Raw genomic sequence first — 18,315 nt, 5'->3', positions numbered from 1 at the left:
ATTTATTTAGCACCATTACCATATTTACCTATCAATATCAACCATTGGTTTTGGTGTTGACCCTTATTTTTACTTAACTTTTTCATATATAAAAGAGGTGCATACGATGATGGATATCAGACAACTGCGATATTTTATAGCGATTGTAGAAGAAAGGAAAATCTCCGTCGCTGCTGGAAGACTTCATATCTCTCAGCCCCCATTAAGTCAACAATTGAAAACAATGGAAGCGGAACTTGGCTCCAAATTAGTAGAGAGAAACGGCAAATTTTTAGAAATGACAGAGGCGGGAAAAGCCTTATATAAATATGCCTTGCAATTGACTCAGCTAATGGAAGAAGCCAAAATGGAGGTGAAGGAAGTTGGCGAAGGGATAAACGGAAAACTTACGATAGACGTCAATACGTTTTCGGTTGATAGGTTACCTGAAATACTTGATCAATTTCAAAAGCAATACCCGAAAATCACTTATAAAATTCAACAAAATGAATCCGCCCATCTCTGTAATTTGGTGAGAAACCGTGACGTAGAGCTGGCAATTATTCGATTGCCACTAAAATTGGATGAATTCTCTACTCTTCATCTTCATACTGAGCCGTTTTACTTTATTACCTCCAAACAGCAAAAATCAATCGATCATGAAATCTCACTTACTGACATTCAAAATTATCCCCTCCTTTTACCGAGTACAGAGGGATTAGGTGTGCATTACTTGATTTTGGAGGCATTTTCCCGCTTCAATTATACCCAAACATTGTTGCGGAATGCTCCGATATCAGTCTGTTGATGGATTTAATCGCATCTGACTTTGGTACATCTATTGTTCCCGAAACGTTACTCAATCGGTATCGGGGATATCCCATCTACGCGCACAAAATTTCGGATGCGACTCCACTGACCGGATCAGTCGGATTAATATGGCTAAAAAATCATCGCCTATCCAAAGCTGCTCAAAATTTTATTAGGATGCTCCAAAATTGGAATGAACAAGGTTGACAGTAATGACTTGGGAATGAGTGAACCCTAAATGAGGAGGAAGAAAAACAAATGCGAAAAGAAATTAGCAAACTACCTGAAAAAGAAGCGGATCGCGTACTTGAACTACCGAATTTGTATAGGGAAGAAGGAAGAGAAGAAGGAATTAATCAAGGCAAGAAAATGGTAGTTCAAAATATGATCAAAAATGGAATGTCCGACCATTTAATTGCTGATATGGCTGGTTTACATGTTGAAGAAATCAAGGAAATGAGGGGGCGGATGAATGGTGCAAGTGAATCGTAGGGGTTTTCGAAAGTGCTACCCCCCCCAATTAATCTCTTTTACCAAATAAAGAGGGAGAGAAGCGGACACGAAAAAATTGCCGGGAATATGCCACATTTTTTCGTGTCTTAAAAGAGATCACGTTAATGTAACTCAATTCCCCCATCAATATTAATTGCTTGTCCAGTCATATAATCAGAATCCTCCGATGCTAGATAAGATACGAGTTTTGCGACATCTTCTGGTGTTTGCGAACGTTGGAGCGGAATATTGTCAACGTTTTGCTGCCAAGCCTCTCCTGGTTTTAATCCCATGTATTCTACCATCCCGGCATCAATGCGATCCCACATACCAGTTCCAACAATTCCTGGACAATAGGCATTTACGGTGATTTTAAATTGAGCGAGCTCTTTTGCAGCTACTTGGGTCAAACCATGTACAGCAAATTTAGTTGCCGAATAAGCGCCTAACAAATTGAATGCCGTTTTTCCGGCAATACTGCAGGCATTGATTATTTTCCCACCCTTTTCTTGTTTTTTCATTTGTTTTGCTGCCGCTTGGATACCATATGTCGTTCCAAACACATTGACGTTGAAAATCTTCTCCAGGTTTTCCGGGGTTATGTCTTCAACTGCCTGTACCTGATCAATTCCCGCATTATTAATAAACACATCTACGGAGCCAAATTGTTCGACAGCTTCTGAAACCAGTGCGAATTGGTCTTCCTGTATTGAAACATCCCCTTCTACAGCAATCGCATGAATATCCATATTTTTAAATTCCTCAACTGTTTGCTGTGCCAATTCAATGTTCATATCACTAATGACGATATTAAAGCCATCTTTCCCCAAACGTTTAGCAATCCCTTTTCCGATTCCTTGGGCACCGCCAGTTATAACCGCTACCTTACTCATTTCCTTCACCTCTGCTAAAATTCATATTACAGATAGTATATTCCCTGTATGGGTTTGTAATAAACATAATGTAAGAGGTAATATATCCCTGTATGTGAACAAGGCTTGGTAAAGTAGAAGGGAAACAAATTACTGTAAAAAGTCAAATTTTCCCCAATAGCAAGTAACACTTTATTACAAAAAAACTGTCTATTAGGGGCATTTTAAAATTTTATATTTATCTACCCCCCTAGATCAACTTCTTCCTTATTCATAGATACTTGCAGAAGATCGCTCGTTTTTTGAGTTATTGCACCCCCAGTTTTCGAGTTTCTACCCGCTCCTACTTGTTATGCACATTACGCTCGGAAATCTTCATGTAAGCGACACGCATGTTCTCTTTCTCATTATCAAGTTCACATTCCATCAAATTTATTTTTCTTGGATTGTATACAATATCATTCACCCAAAAAACCTAAATTATAGAAGATAATAAGGTTTTTGGGATTTAGATGTTTTTTACGACTTCAAGGTATAGAAAAAGAACTCCACCGTCCGGATTCCAGAGCCAAGCGTTTGGTACTATCACAGTTTTGGATATAGGTAAAGGTGTATCCTAAAAGCATGAAATATGCCAGTTAATTTTTTCAGTAGCCCTAGGTAAGGTCTCTCTACAAATCCCAATACTTTTTCTGAATCTTTAATACCTTATTAATCGCTTCTACCTGGTTTTGGTAGAGTGGTCCTTCATGGTAACCTTGATCGAATGGATCGTCTACTCCACTTTGTTTTCCAGCTAGTGCTTCCAAAACTCTAAGTGTACAAAAAGGAACATAGGCGGTGCTGTAGCCGCCTTCGTGACAACCAACCAAGCGACCGTTACAATGTTTTTCAGCCAATGCTTTCACTCTTGCAGTCATATTGTAAAATCCTTCCGCAGTCAACAACATCCGTCCTAATGGATCAAATCGGCTTGGATCTTGACCAGCAGATATAAGGATGAGCTCTGGTTGATACTGATCAACAATTGGTTCAATTACCTTGTCGAAAGTATACAAGTATCCTTCATTCCCCGTGCCGGCCGGTAGTTCGATATTAACCGTATACCCTTCTCCATCTCCCTCACCTGTATATATAATTTGGCCTCGGTTTTTGGGGAAAATATTTTCCTGGTGGATAGAAATGAATAAAACATCGGAATCAGATCGAAAGGCACTCTCGGTTCCGTTCCCATGATGTACATCCCAGTCTAGTATTAAAATCCGTTTTAGCCCATATGTTTCTCGAGCATACTTTGCGGCAATGGCAATGTTATTAACCAGGCAAAAACCTGCTCCTATTTCATATTCCGCATGATGTCCAGGCGGGCGAGTTAGGGCATAAGCATTTTTCACCTTTTCCTGCATCACAGCATCGACCGCGGTTAATGCCCCGCCAGCAGATAATAGGGCAATCTCATAAGTATCAGGCCCTACTATCGCATGTTCCCCGGCATCCCCGCCACCCGCATCACTTAACTGTTTTAGTCGGTCAAGATAGACTGGGGCATGATTCATCTCCACTTCTTTTCTTATAGCGGGTCTCGGTTCGATTTGCTGCAGCTCTTTGATAAATTTCGAGCGATCAAGCAGATTTTTCACTCGCCGTTTAGTTTCCGGATTTTCAGCATGAGTGTCCGCTTGGATCCAACCACCTGAATTGATATTTAATGCCCCCTGACCAGTCTGATGCCAAAAATAACTCTCATCCCAGATGAATCCAGTTTTTTTCATGTTTGTATCTCCCTTCGGTAACCTCTTGATACTTGATCTGAATTTTTGTTGCTCTTTGATGTCTGCGTTTTGAATCAACCTACCATATCCATCCTATCACTTTTAAGTATTTTTCTTCCCAAAATGGAAACGGCTGCAATAGAAATAAGGCAGGCAATAATAAGATAGGTACTGATAGGAACAGTACTATTAAAGGTATTTAATAGATACACACATAGCAATGGGGAAACTCCTTGAACAGAAGCCGAAATTTGATAACCTAGTGAGCTCCCGCTATAACGAACATTGGCCGGAAAAGACTCCGCAATGAGTGCCGCTAAAGGTCCATACACTGCTCCGGCACCAATAACAGAAATGCCCATTGCTAGAATAACCAATATTGTTATCTTTGTATCAAAAAGCCAAAAGAATGGGAATGCAATTACTATTGTACATAAACTTCCGATATAAAATACTAATTTTCTATTGAATTTGTCTGATAAATGTGCTGCATAAAGGATCGCAATGATCTCGACTATCGATGCAAACATAAGTGTATTAGTTAAAAACCCTTTATCTAGTTGTAATTGTTCAGTCCCGTAACTGATAGAAAAAGTAGTAAAAATATAGAAAGGGACACCTTGCGCCAAGCTAGCACAAACAACCATTAGTAATACTTTACTGTGTTTTTTAAAAACCTCTAACACTGGTTGTTTCGCTATGAGATTTTCTTTCTTCATTTTTGTGAATTGGGGAGAATCCATAACTCCACGTCGAATAATGAAACCGATTATAACAAGTACAGCACTAAAGAGAAAGGGAATTCTCCATCCCCAAGTATAAAAGTTATCTCCTGTTATTAAAATCGTGAGGGAAACAACGCCTGAAGATAAGAGCAGAGCAATAGGTGACCCTATTTGAGTTAGACTTCCCATTAATCCCCTGCTCTTCTTAGTCCCCCATTCAACAGAGAGTACGACCGATCCTCCCCACTCGCCCCCAGCACCGAATCCTTGGCAAAACCGAAAAAGTGTTAGTAAAACTGTCACAATAATACCGGCATTTTCGTAAGTTGGCAATAATCCGATGAGGGTACTGCTAACTCCCATTAATAGAAGAGTCGTTACTAAAGTTGTTTTACGACCAATACGATCACCGAAATTTCCGAAAAAGGCAGCTCCAATCGGACGGGCTAGGAATCCAATAAATAGTGCGGTGAACGATTGTAATAATCCAACATATGGATCTGATTCTGGAAAAAACAATTGTGGAAATACCAAAGCTGACATCGTTCCAAAAAGAAAGAAATCATACCATTCAATGGATGTTCCAACTACGCTTGCAAGACCGGCTCTTCTAACCAGCCTTTTTCGCTGCTCTTCAGTAATATTATCGTAATTAATCTTGTTTGACATTTGTTCACTATCATTCCCTTAATATAGATTTATCAATAAACTTTATATATGAAATAAAAATTGTTTATCCCGTTTATTATGAAATTGGTATCCACACGATCTTTTTTTAGTGAAGCCTGTCCATCAATTAATTGATAACGTTTGCCAGTTTTGTAACGGCATAGAGTAGAACATTTGCCCCTTTTTCAATATCATATGGCTGCCCATCCTACCAAAAACCCTAAATGAGCGTTGATTGTTTTTCTTGTATAAGTGTATATTGAGCCAGCATACGGATAGATTTTTACCATTTTCCCATAACAATATGCAGTAAATAAAATGGCGATTATAACTAGCATATAAGCAGCAGGAACATGACCATTTGTTATATCAGAGATAATTCCGAATGTGTCAAAAACAGCCAGCGGAGACATATAGGCTATTCCAATGAAAACTACATGCCTTAATTTTAATGAACGTTTTAGTTGTCCCTTTGGCGATTCTTGATTAAACGGAACGTCTAATTCTTTAGCTTCACTTAATCCCATATAATTCCCCTTTACGTTTTTATATTTAACTCCACTATGAATACCCCCTACGCCTCCAATTCATCAAAATCAATTTCAGGAGGATTCTTTTTAAAGAATCCGGTCGATATAGCTAGATAAGCTAACCCCAAAACGGTCCAAATTCCCCCAATAGTCAGAGAAAAGAGAGCAAGATTTACCCATAAGTACACAACAAACAGCAATCCGATACAAGGTGCAATTAAATTACTTAGAACATAACCAAGGGAGCGTTTTCTTTCAGTTGTAAAAAAGCTTTTAACTACACAAATATTAACAAATGAAAACGCAGTAAATGCCCCTACATTAATTAATGATGTTGCTGCTTCCAAGTCCAAAAGCAATGCGGACAAAGCCATCGCACCGACCAATACGATATTAAGTACTGGAGAATTAAACTTGGGGTGTAAATAGCCAAAAAATCGTTTGGGAATTACTTTATCTCTTCCCATTGCGTATAATAATCGCGATGCACTCACCTGTGCTGCTAAGCCTGAAGCAAATACAGAAAACAGGGCTCCGCCAAGGAAAAACGAAAGAAATAAGTTTCCTCCAATCATTACCGCAATTTCAGGAGATGCACCCTCAATATCATTAAATAATGACACATCCGGAAATAGCGATTGCATGAAGTAAGTCACCGTAAAGAAAAATACCCCGCCGATAGATGCAACAAGTAAAATTGCTCTAGGGATATTTTTCTTTGGTTCAACCGTATCCTCCGATAGAGTCGTTATGGCATCGAAACCAATAAAAGATAAAGCTAATAATGCAGCCGCACCAAACAACCCCGAATACTCATTAGCGGCAGGGAACAACTCAGCAAAAGACATAAAATGTTCTGGTCCGGTCTGAATAGAACGAACCGTTAGAAATATGAAAGTGACGCCAACCAAAACTTGAAATACGACTAATAAAATATTTACTGAGGCTGCAATCTTTACCCCGAATATATTCAATACCGTAATCACCGCTATTAGTCCGACAATCCACACCCAACCTGGTACATTGGGAAAACCGGCTGATAAATAAATTTTCGCAAGCAATGCATTAATCATTGGAAGTGCTAAATAAGCAATAAACGAAACCCAGCCAACCATGACACCCAAATACGGATTTAGAATATTTTTCGTATAGGTATAAACAGACCCCGCGTTTGGAAATCTTTTAACTAGTTTTCCATAGCTCATGGCTGTAAAGAGGATGGCTAGAAATACCACCACATAGGCAGTAGGCACATGTCCTGAAGATACGTCCGATGCAATTCCAAATGTATCAAATACCGCAAACGGGGACATGTAAGCCAAACCGATCGCTACAACATGTACTAACCTGAGTTTCCGTTGTATCTGATTCTTATCATTATCATTCACCAAATCAACTCCTCAAATAAACATATACTGGTATTCACACGTATTTGGATGCGTTTACAAATGTACTTATTGAAATTTCCCGCCTAACAATTCATTTGTTAGGCGAGGTATGAACACATCAGCAGAAAGTTTCCCGACCTCAGTACCAGTAATGTACAAATCACATCACAAGTACATTCACGTTACTAATCCAACCCAATCCACACACTTTTCACTTCTGTATAATTTTCCAACGCATACGAACCCATTTCCCGGCCAAACCCTGATTCTTTATAGCCGCCAAACGGGACAGCTGCATTGGTCAGGTTATAGCAATTCACCCAGACAGTACCCGCTTTTAATTTATTGGATATCCTATGTGCATTTTTCAGATTCTCTGTCCAAAGTCCTGCAGCCAAACCATATGAAGAAGCATTGGCACGTTCGATCACTTCATCGATACTGCTATATGGCATTGCAACAACAACAGGACCGAATATTTCTTCTTTGGCAATGGTCATGTCCTCGTCTACCCCTGTAAACACGGTCGGCGAGACAAAATATCCTTTACCTTTGTTTTCGCCGCCAACTAACATCGTTGCGCCTTCCTTAATGCCCTTTTCTATATAGGAAGTCACTGTTTCAAACTGCTTCTTGGAAACGAGCGGACCCATATCTGTTTCTGCATCCAGGCCGTCACCCAATGTTACATTTTCGGCGTATTCCTTCATCTTGTTGACTACCTCATCAAAAATGTCATCCGGTATATAAACCCGGGATCCGGCACAGCAAACCTCTCCCTGGTTGACCATAATTCCGTTAAACACTCCCGGAATGGCTTTGTCCAGATCAGCATCAGGCAGGATAATATTTGGCGATTTTCCGCCGAGTTCCAATGTCACCCGCTTCATCGTGTCTGCTGCAGACTTCATGATGGCACGGCCTGTTGCAGTAGAACCTGTAAAGGCAATTTTGTTTACATCCGGATGGCTTACCAGTGCATTACCAGCCGTTTTTCCAAAGCCATTAACAATATTGATTACACCTTTAGGAAATCCAGCTTCTTCAACAAGCTTTGCCAAATACAGTGCAGATAGCGGTGTTTGCTCGGCTGGTTTCAGCACAACGGTACAACCTGTTGCGATGGCGGGGGCGATTTTCCATAATGCCATCATAATCGGAAAATTCCAAGGAATGATTTGTCCTACCACCCCAACTGGCTCATGTCTTGTATAGTTGAAAAAGGATTCAGAGACAGGAATCGTTTGACCTGTCATTTTCGTCGTCCAACCGGCAAAATATCTCAGATTCTCAATCGCTCCCGGCAAATCGCTGCCCGTTACTTCTTTCAATGGTTTACCGTTATCCAACGTATCCAGTTGGGCAAGAATCTCAAAGTCCCGTTCCATTAAATTAGCAAGTTTATGCATTAACTGGGAACGCTCATAAGCACTAAGCGCAGGCCACTCCCCTGTTTCAAAAGCTTGTTTAGCAGCCTTAACCGCTTTATCCACATCTTGCTCCCCTGCTTCATGCACCACTGCCAATACTTCGCCTGTAGCAGGATTCTCGGCAGTAAACGTATTTTCTTCTACCGATGCTTGCCACTCACCATCAATAAACAGTTTGATAGGATCCTTTAAGAATTCTACCACTTTAGGATTTAGTTCTAGTACTTTGCTACTCATTTATAAACCTCCTTGGGAGATGTTCAAAAAAGCCCGGTAAAAATAATCTTTAAATATCATCGTTTTTTACCTTCCTTTTTGAATACCCCACCATTATATTTCATTTTCGATTACGTTTATCCGATCTTTTTTGAAAAAGCTGCCGCTGCATCATCAATGATCTCAATAATCTTCTCTATTTCGCTTTTCGTAACAATGAGTGGGGGTGCAACTGCAACAATGTTCATCCCCGGTTCAAAATCAAATGGACGGATGAGCAGATCTCTTTGATAACATTCTTCCACAAGTGTACCGGCAGCGCCTACTGAATGGTCAAAAGGAATGTTGGCATCGCGATCTTTAACCAAATCAAATCCGGCTAACAAGCCTCTGGATCGTGTATTGGCAAAGAAGGAATACTTGTCTTGCAGGTAATCCAAGCCCTTTTTCAGTTCGTGTCCCATAGCATCTGCATGGGCAACCAGTCCATCACGTTCAATAATTTCAATATTTTTTAATCCGATTGCACAAGCAGTTGGATGGCCGCTATACGTAAAGCCATGTGCCAACATGTCATCATATTGGTTAATGGTATTACTGATTTCCTCTTTCATGACAACACCGCCAAGTTGTGCATAACCACTGGTGATTCCTTTGGCAACAGACATGAAGTCAGGCATCACTTCCCAATGATCGACACCGAACATTTTTCCAGTTCGGCCAAAACCACAAATGACTTCGTCCGCAATAAAATGAACGTTTTTTTCATCGCAAAGTTTTCTAACTGCCTGTAAATATCCTTCTGGAGGAACGTGAACACCACCTGCTCCTTGAATTGGTTCTACGATAACGGCAGCAATTTTATCCGCTCCATATTTGTCGATAACGTCACGAATACATCCTTCATATTCCGGATCGCTTGTATCTCCCAATTCACAAGCTGTCAGATGTGGTTTCGCATTAACAATGTCTGGATCTGATGAACCTGAAAATTCCCGGTAGGCATCAATTCCCGTTGCACGTTGAGCTGCAATTGTCACCCCATGGTAACCGCGCTTCAACGAAATGATGATTCTTTTTTCTTTAAAACCTTTTAACTGCCAATAGAATCTGGATAATTTAATGCGGAATCATTGGACTCCGAACCACCAGAGGTAAAGAAAATGGTGTTTAAATCTCCTGGCGTTAATGACGTGATTTTTTCAGCTAATCGTACGGTTGATTCATTCGCATAGCCATAAAACGTTGTCGTGTATGCTGCTTTTGCCATTTGCTGATACGATGCTTCTGCCAATTCTTTGTTTCCATGACCCAGATTCACATTCCACAGCATGGACACCCCATCAATATAGGTTCTACCATCCATATCTTTTAAATAGATCCCTTGACCATCTTTAAAGATAATTTTCGGACCATTTTCACTCTGTTGCTTCGGATTGGTTGATGGGTGAAGAATATGCTTCTTGTCGATGCTGGATAATTCATTTTTCAGTTCTTCTGTTTTATCTAATTGTTGATTTTGACTCATGTTGATTCCTCCCAAATAAATTAATTGATAACGTTTGCCAGTTTTGTAACGGCATAGAGTAGAACATTTGCCCCTTTTTCAATATCATCATGAAACGATAATTCCTGTTCGTTATGACTAATCCCTTTATGACTAGGGATAAAAATCATTCCTGTATCAGCTACTTGCGCAACATATTTCGCATCATGCCCCGGGCCACTGAATAACTCCATGGCGGGATATCCAAATTCCTCAGCACCTTCTGCAATACCTTTTATGACATCGGGGGAAAATTCAACAGCATCCGACTTCCAATCCGTTTCGATGGTTAGATCGACATCATGTGTTAATGCAATGGTACTTAGCTGCTCCCTTAATATTTCAATCGCATTCGCTCTAGCCTCATCATCTTGATGTCTGATATCTACTGTAAACTCTACTTTGCCTGAAATCACATTGGATACATTTGGTGAAACATCCATTTTGCCAACTGTAATCTTTAATCCATCTATTTCTTTTGTTAACTGATTAACGTTCGCGATCATTTTAGCAGCGGGAACTAGTGCATCCCTTCTGCCGTCCATAGGCGTAGGTCCAGCATGATTTGTTTCCCCTGTTACCGAAATTGTTAACCAGCTCATTCCCTGGATTCCTTGAACAATCCCGATTGATTTATTTTTCTTTTCCAAAACCGGTCCTTGCTCGATATGAAGTTCGATATAGTTCTTCACGTTTTTTAAGCGATTCGCCTTTTTCCCCACGTAGCCTATTTGCTTAAGTGCCTGTTCAAACGTGACATCCTTACTGTCCTTGGTATGATATACAAAATCTTGTGTGAATACTTCCACAGCCCCACCAGAACCGAGCATGGGCGGTCTAAAGCGAGCTCCTTCTTCATTAGTAAAATTAATGATTTCAATAGGATATTCTGTCTCGACTTGATTATCGTTCAATACACGGATAACTTCCAGTGCTGATAAAACACCCAAAACACCGTCGAACCGGCCACCGCATGGTTGTGTATCCAAATGGGAGCCGATGGCAATTACTGGCCCACTGTTTTTTCTTCCTTTTCTCCGGCCATATATATTGCCAAAGTCATCAATACGGATGTTAAGCCCTTCTTCCTTCAGCCAATTAACAAAGATGTCCCTCATGGTTTTATCTTCTTGTGTCAATGCCAAACGATTTAATCCGCCATTTTCTGTAGCACCAATGGAAGCACTTACTTTAATGGTTTCAAGTAAGCGGCTTTTATTTATTTGATAGATTACCTTCTCCATGTCTCTCCCCCTTCACCGCTGTCGATTATGGTGATGCAATTTTTATGCCAAAATATTAAATAAAGAACTATCGGATTTCTTTGCCATAGAATGCTAGAAGATAATTAGTTTTGAATCAATAACGATTCGTTTATTGAGTTATTTTCAACTCAACAGGCGATGTCACTTCCCGAATTTTGTTGAAAACATTATTTAAAAAGAAGGCTGCTGTGTCAGTTAGCAACGAAATTTTGTTTAAAGAATGTTCAATACCGTATATACCAAATCAGTGAAATAAATAACTTCTTTTATGGTGTGTTCTCTACATCATCAATCGATTCCTCAAATGATATTTTAGGAGGCTGTTTCTTAAACATCCGGGTCAGATACATTAAATAAATTAATCCAATAGTTAACCAACTGATTCCCAACATAAAAGCAAATTTACTCAAACTGGTCCACAACCAAATACATAATATAACTCCGATAAACGGCACTAACACATATAGTATCAAGTCTTTGAATGTGCGTTTTCTGCTCCTTACATAAAAATGAGCGAATACAGATATATGTACAAAGGTAAAAGCAGAAAGTGCTCCAAAACTAATGAAGGAAGAGACGGTTTCCAAACTGAAAAATAAGGCTAACAATGCTACAACGCTTACAATAATGATGTTGAATACAGGGGTTCGATATTTTGAATAAAGATTGCCAAATACTTTTTTGGGAAGAATTGTATCCCGCCCCATCGCATATAGTATTCTTGATACACTTGCATGTGAACTTGTGGCTGAAGCAAAACAGCCAATGATATATGCTGCTAAAAAGAACGATTTAAATAAATTGCCACCAAGGAATCCCGCAATTTCCAGACCGGCAGAATCCGGATCCTTAAACGACATATAGTTAGGAAACACAAGTTGACCGAGGTAGGAAACAATGATGAATAATAAACCGCCAATAATAGTTACTAGAAAGATTGCCTTTGGTATTGTTTTTTTGGCATTAATCGTTTCCTCAGACAATGTTGTCACAGCATCAAAGCCCAGAAACGAAAGGCATAAAATTGCAGCTCCCGCAAAAACCAAAGAAGTTGAACCCTCAGGATTAAAAAATGGCAGTGATGAGAATAGAGTCCCCGAACCTTCACCACCTAAAAGACTTTTCACAGAAAGAATAATAAATAAAGCAACAAAAATCATTTGGAAAGAAATCAAAGTGAGATTGACCCCTGCAACCACCTTAATTCCTCTAACATTAACGATAGTTACAATTACAATCGATAGTATTATCCAAATCCATACCGGAACTGCAGGAAATTCGGCATGTAGATATATTCCAATAATTAAATAGTTAATCATCGGTAAAAACATATAGTCCAATAATAATACCCATCCAACGAAAAAACCGACGTGCGAATTAAGGGATCTTTGCGCATAGGTATAGGCGGAACCGGAATACGGAAATGCTTTAACCATCCGCCCATAGCTAAAAGCTGTAAACAACATAGTCAACAGGGTTACAACATATGCCATTGGTAGCATCCCTTCAGTTAGCTGGGATACAATTCCATATGTTGTAAATACGGTTAAAGGAACCATATAAGCTAATCCAAATAATACAACAGGAAACAAAGTAAGTACTTTTCTAAACTCTGTATCGGCTTTCATTACGATCACCTTTCAATCTTTTTATTTTGTAGTACGTTTTTAATTTGCTTTAACTATTCATGTCCCTATTTTTGATAGCGATTATAATGACATCAAAAGCAATTTAAGGGTTTAATAGAAATTTCGGAAGTTGCTTCGTTCATATAAAAGGAAGAGGCATTTCCCTCCTCCTGTTCATTTTTGTAATGCAATCCCCTGCGCAAACAGTATTTCTTGTTTAAATACTTTTAGTTATGAACTTTTTCATCCTTGAGGCTATATTTATTTTCATAAACAACCTGACCATCGGCAATTGTTAAATTTACTTTTGTTTCCAGGATTTCTTCAGGAGAAACTTCAAAGAGATTTCTGTCTAAAACTACAATATCCGCCAGTTTCCCAACCTCAAGTGTTCCCAATTCATTTTCTCTGAATGTTCCATACGCTGGGGTTTTAGTATAGTCTTTTAACGCTTCGGCAAGTGAAATAGATTCATGCACATGCCATGGTTGACCATTACTGGATACTCTTGTAACAGCACGATAAATTTCTAGTAGTGGATTTAACGTAGCAACCGGGAAGTCAGTCCCAAGTCCCACTTTTACCCCCGCGTTTTTTAATGTATTAATCGGAAATACATACGGTTCTTTTTCCTTACCGATACGGGCAGTATAAGCTTCTCTCTCGCTTTGGGCCATATGTTCCGGCTGCATGGAAGCAAGTACACCCAATTCGCTAAAACGGGAAATATCGTCCTCTTGAATCGTTTCAACATGCTCAATTGTATGCCGCGAATCCCTTTTCCCATTCGCTTTTTGCGCCGCTTCAAACGTATCAAGTGCTAATCGGACTGCTCCGTCACCAATGGCGTGGAATCGGACCCGAAAGCCTTCTTTATCTGCTTCAACCACTTTTTGCTTAATCTCTTCCGGCGAATAAACCAATTCCCCGCATGTATCCGGATCATCTGCATAAGGTCCAACCATATACGCGGTTCGGCTAGTTACCACTCCATCAATAAACCCTTTCAAACCTGAAAACCGCAGTTTATCTGATGTAAATTCGTTACGCCATTGTTTGTGCTTCTCCAAATCAAAATCAATTGACGGTAAAATATGAATCCGGGTTGTTAACCTATCCTTTTCATCAAATTCCTTAAACAGTTCATAATACTTTTCATTGCCATCCCCATACATGTCATTTACCGATGTGACACCTACACCGGCAGCAAGCTCCAGGAATTGATCCAGCAATTCCCTTTCTTTATCCCTCGATAAATCAAATACTTTATCGTCCACCAATTTAGCAGCTTTTTCATATAATACACCGGTTAGTTCCCCGTTCTCATCTTTTTCAATAAACCCATAAGGCGGATTTTCCGTATCCCGATTGATATTACAAAAATCCAATGTTTTACTATTCACCCAAGCATAATGCAGTTCCGCGTGATTAAGCATAACCAGTCGATCGGGAACTGCTTGATCCAATGAAAATCTGCTCGGCAATTGATTCCGTTCCCAGTAGCTGGCATCCCAACCTACCCCGATTATCCATTCTTCATCAGGGTGTTGTTCCGCATATTGCTTAACCATTTGTACTGCCTCTTCTTCTGACCGTGCCTCGGACAGGTTCACACCATTTTCCATCACGATTCCCGACATGAGGTGCAGGTGGAAATCATGAAAGCCCGGTACGATTAATTGATCTTCATAATCATACATTTTTGTATTTGGTCCACGATATTCCTCTATTTCCTTGTCAGATCCAACCGCCACAATTTGGTTGCCAGAAATTGCAATAGAAGCCGGGATTGGCTTGTGTGTTGTACCTGTGAATACAGCATTGCTTGATAAAATGATATCTGCCTTTTTTTCGTTACGCATAGACATTCATACCTCCAATATTTTTATAAAAAATCGATAGAGTGAGATTGGTTTATAATTCACTGGCCTCCGAGAATACTTCTTCAGGGGGACGCTTGAACATTTTGGTTTGATTGACAAGATATATGAAGCCAATCATAAGCCATATACCTCCCAATAAGAAGGAATGCCACCCCAAGTTCAACCATAAGCTAAAGATAAAAATAGCTCCGATTGCCGGTATTATCAGGTATTTTATCACCCCCTTAAATGATCGATTTCTTTTCTTAATATAAAAATGACTAATAACGGATATATTAACAAAAGCAAACGCAAAAAAAGCGCCAAAATTAATAAGCGACGTTGCAGCAGTAAGGTTAAAAAACAAAGCTGAAAGTGCTACAAGGCCTACTATTAAAATATTATAAACCGGGGTATGAAATTTTGGTGAAATATATCCAAATATCTTCTTGGGAAGAACGTTTCCCCTTCCCATGGCGTACATAATTCTGGAAGCACTGGAACCGGAAGCGACTGCAGAAATTGTGCTCGCAAAGATCCCCGTACCAACAAAAACTGTTTTCAAAAATATTCCGCCAATCAAATAAAAAATATTATACTGAACTGACTGCGGATCAACAAAAGAACGAATATCCGGATACACCAATTGCAGTAAATAAGTTGCCGTGATGTAAAGGACACTGCCGGTTAACGGAATAATGAAAATAGCTTTCGGGATTGTCTTTGTAGGATTTTTTGTTTCCTCTGATAAAGCTGTAATTGCATCAAACCCTAAATAGGTAAAGCACAGGATCGGGACTACTCCCATCAGACCCGAAAATTGTACCTCCTTGTCATGAAAAGGTAAGATGGAAAATGTGGTTCCTACACCCCCACCATTCAATAAAAACTTTATAGCGTAAATAACAAAAAGAACAAACGCAACCAAAGAAAGGAGAAATATAAAAGTATTGAAATTTGCCGCAAATTTAATGCCAAGAATATTAACCGTGGTGATAACGATTACAAAAAGAATAATCCAAACGAACATCGGAACAGCGGGAAAATATGCTGTTAAGGATATCCCCAAAAGTAAAGCACTAATCATCGGGCTTAACATGTAGTCCAACAAAATAGCCCAACCAAAAAGCCCAAATGGGGATTCATCGCCTTTTGAGCGAAAGAATAAGCTGCTCCAGCTGAAGGAAATTCCTTTACCAACTGCGCGTAACTATATGCCGTAAATAGCATCACAAATAATGCTATCATATACCCGATCGCAATCATTCCATTACTTTGAAACGCTGCAACACCATATGTATCAAACACTGTTCCAGGTGCCATAAAAGCCAAACCAAAAAAAACAACGTGTCTCAAGCCAAGCGATCTTTTTAATTTACCCGATTCATTGTCCAATTTTATCACCCTCCACTCTTGCTAATATAAAATTATTATCCTTTGTCAGGCGTTATTATCAAGCTTCTACCTTGTTATTAATACGCGCGAATACCTTTCCATCTCTTCTTCCAACTAGCATCAATTATAACAATGCAATTTTTATGCCAAAAAACATCAACAAAATAATAGATTTTTCGACATTTCATTTCAAAGATTAATAGTATATAATTAATTTAAATTCACTTTCGATTCAATTATCGAATTGAAATCGGTTCAAAATCGCCTGGTGCAGAGGAGGCAGTTACGATGAACGGCGAATTTATTCACGACAAACATTTTCATAGCGTTTTCAATCATCTCAAAGACGGAATATTTATAACCGATCATACTGGAGTAGCTATTTGGGCAAATGATACAAGTACGAAACAATTGGGAGTTCCCCGCTCGGAAATAGTAGGAAGACATGTAAAAGATTTAGAGCGTAATGGTTTATTCACTCCTTCCGTAACAAGAATCGTTTTAGATAAAAAGGAAACTGTGACCAAGGTTCAAACATCTAAAGACCGTCAATATATAGCAACAGGATATTTAGTAAAAGTCCCGGAAGAAAAAACAGAGTACATACTCGTCCAGGTAAAGGATATTACGGAAACAGTCAAGGCTTCATTCAAACTTGAAAAAGCAGAGGTTCTTGTGCAAAAATATTGGGAAGAACTGAACCAATTGAAGCAAAAGCAAACCAGTGAAAATCAAAAACAACTGGTAATTGGAACAAGCAAAAAACATGAAGAAATGATCGATTTAATCAAACAGGTTGCCCCTGTCGATACAACAATTCTTTTAAATGGGGAAACAGGAGTCGGCAAAAGTGTTATTGCAGAATATATCCATCAACTAAGTAACCGACCCAATAAACCATTTATCCAAATCAATTGTGGTGCGATCCCGGAAACATTATTGGAATCAGAGTTATTCGGATATAAAAAAGGAGCTTTCACCGGGGCGAATAACGCAGGTAAAGCGGGTTTGGTCAGAAAAGCAGACGGAGGAACTCTTTTTTTGGATGAAATCGCGGAACTGCCACTGACCCTGCAACCTAAAATTCTGCAATTAGTTCAAAATAAATCCTTTATCCCAATTGGCGGGACTGAGCTTGAACAAGTAGATATAAGAATCATTACGGCCACAAATCAGGATCTTCATCAAATGGTAAAAGACAAGCTATTCAGGGAAGATCTATACTATCGGTTAAATGTTGTATCCATTCAGGTTCCCTCATTACGGGAAAGACCTGATGATATACCACTTTTGGTTCATTACTTTTTTGACTTTTTCAAGAATAAGCATCATAAAACTTCTGCCTTAAGTGAGGAGGTAATTGATAAACTTAAAAATTATCGTTGGCCGGGGAATATTCGAGAATTGGAAAATATGATGGAATATTTGGTGGTGACTGCTAAATCAGATGTCATAGAAACGGCCGCACTTCCGAAAAAAATATTACAAGAAAATCAATATGTGGGAGATACGTATAATTTGGGTGAGCAGAACCTTACAGATTATTTGGAGGGTATCGAAAGTGAAATAATAAAGAACGCTAAAATAAAGCATAAATCCACCAGGAAGGCAGCTAAATCGCTTGGCATCACGCAATCTGCTTTTGTACGAAGGCTAAAAAAATATAATCTTTAATTGAACCAACGATGACTCTGATGTAAGTAATTCTACGATATACTTTTTAACAAAATATTGAT

The 18,315-nt window shown here is 39.2% G+C and carries 10 protein-coding genes and 4 pseudogenes; 3 read left to right on the top strand and 11 right to left on the bottom strand.

What is annotated here, in order from left to right:
• Positions 1 to 109 precede the first annotated feature (109 nt).
• Together ABRT01_RS11395 and ABRT01_RS11390 are read left to right on the top strand one after the other, a co-directional pair.
• A pseudogene (locus ABRT01_RS11395) lies at positions 110 to 996 on the top strand (LysR family transcriptional regulator).
• Positions 997 to 1,047: 51 nt separating this feature from the next.
• Positions 1,048 to 1,281: a hypothetical protein gene (locus ABRT01_RS11390; RefSeq protein WP_269409999.1), complete on the top strand. Its 234-nt coding sequence runs from the start codon at positions 1,048 to 1,050 to the stop codon at positions 1,279 to 1,281.
• Between the two features lie 122 nt (positions 1,282 to 1,403).
• Here ABRT01_RS11390 and ABRT01_RS11385 read toward each other — a convergent pair whose 3' ends face one another.
• From ABRT01_RS11385 to ABRT01_RS11335, 11 genes and pseudogenes are all read right to left on the bottom strand, one after another.
• Positions 1,404 to 2,174: an acetoin reductase gene (locus ABRT01_RS11385; RefSeq protein ID WP_367747226.1), complete on the bottom strand. Its 771-nt coding sequence runs from the start codon at positions 2,172 to 2,174 to the stop codon at positions 1,404 to 1,406.
• Between the two features lie 650 nt (positions 2,175 to 2,824).
• Entirely contained in the window at positions 2,825 to 3,925 is a 1,101-nt protein-coding gene (locus ABRT01_RS11380; protein ID WP_367747224.1) for a class II histone deacetylase, read from the bottom strand.
• Between the two features lie 74 nt (positions 3,926 to 3,999).
• Positions 4,000 to 5,319: an MFS transporter gene (locus ABRT01_RS11375; RefSeq protein ID WP_367747222.1), complete on the bottom strand. Its 1,320-nt coding sequence runs from the start codon at positions 5,317 to 5,319 to the stop codon at positions 4,000 to 4,002.
• A 194-nt stretch (positions 5,320 to 5,513) separates the two neighbouring features.
• Positions 5,514 to 5,846, bottom strand: a pseudogene (locus ABRT01_RS11370) (Putrescine importer PuuP); the annotation flags it as partial.
• 47 nt (positions 5,847 to 5,893) lie between these two features.
• Positions 5,894 to 7,237: an APC family permease gene (locus tag ABRT01_RS11365; RefSeq protein WP_367747220.1), complete on the bottom strand. Its 1,344-nt coding sequence runs from the start codon at positions 7,235 to 7,237 to the stop codon at positions 5,894 to 5,896.
• Between the two features lie 185 nt (positions 7,238 to 7,422).
• Entirely contained in the window at positions 7,423 to 8,904 is a 1,482-nt protein-coding gene (locus ABRT01_RS11360) for an aldehyde dehydrogenase family protein (protein ID WP_367747218.1), read from the bottom strand.
• 116 nt (positions 8,905 to 9,020) lie between these two features.
• Positions 9,021 to 10,249, bottom strand: a pseudogene (locus ABRT01_RS11355) (aminotransferase family protein).
• A gap of 182 nt (positions 10,250 to 10,431) precedes the next feature.
• Positions 10,432 to 11,673, bottom strand: a complete 1,242-nt coding sequence (locus ABRT01_RS11350) for a M20 family metallo-hydrolase (RefSeq protein ID WP_367747216.1) — start codon at positions 11,671 to 11,673, stop codon at positions 10,432 to 10,434.
• 287 nt (positions 11,674 to 11,960) lie between these two features.
• Positions 11,961 to 13,322 (bottom strand): APC family permease, encoded by a 1,362-nt coding sequence (locus tag ABRT01_RS11345; protein WP_367747214.1) that lies wholly within the window; start codon positions 13,320 to 13,322, stop codon positions 11,961 to 11,963.
• 227 nt (positions 13,323 to 13,549) lie between these two features.
• Positions 13,550 to 15,184 carry an amidohydrolase gene (locus ABRT01_RS11340; RefSeq protein WP_367747212.1) on the bottom strand — a complete coding sequence of 545 codons (1,635 nt, stop codon included), beginning with the start codon at positions 15,182 to 15,184 and terminating at the stop codon, positions 13,550 to 13,552.
• A gap of 52 nt (positions 15,185 to 15,236) precedes the next feature.
• A pseudogene (locus tag ABRT01_RS11335) lies at positions 15,237 to 16,507 on the bottom strand (APC family permease).
• 360 nt (positions 16,508 to 16,867) lie between these two features.
• Here ABRT01_RS11335 and ABRT01_RS11330 point away from each other — a divergent pair.
• The gene (locus tag ABRT01_RS11330) at positions 16,868 to 18,253 is read left to right on the top strand and encodes a sigma-54 interaction domain-containing protein (protein WP_367747209.1); all 1,386 of its coding nucleotides are present in this window, start codon (positions 16,868 to 16,870) and stop codon (positions 18,251 to 18,253) included.
• The last annotated feature ends 62 nt before the right edge of the window (positions 18,254 to 18,315 follow it).

The sequence above is a fragment of the Lentibacillus sp. L22 genome (genome assembly GCF_040812445.1).
Classification (GTDB): domain Bacteria; phylum Bacillota; class Bacilli; order Bacillales; family Amphibacillaceae; genus Lentibacillus_C; species Lentibacillus_C daqui.
The sequence above is the reverse complement of the archived record's forward strand: the minus strand, read 5'-3'. Positions and strand labels throughout refer to the sequence as shown.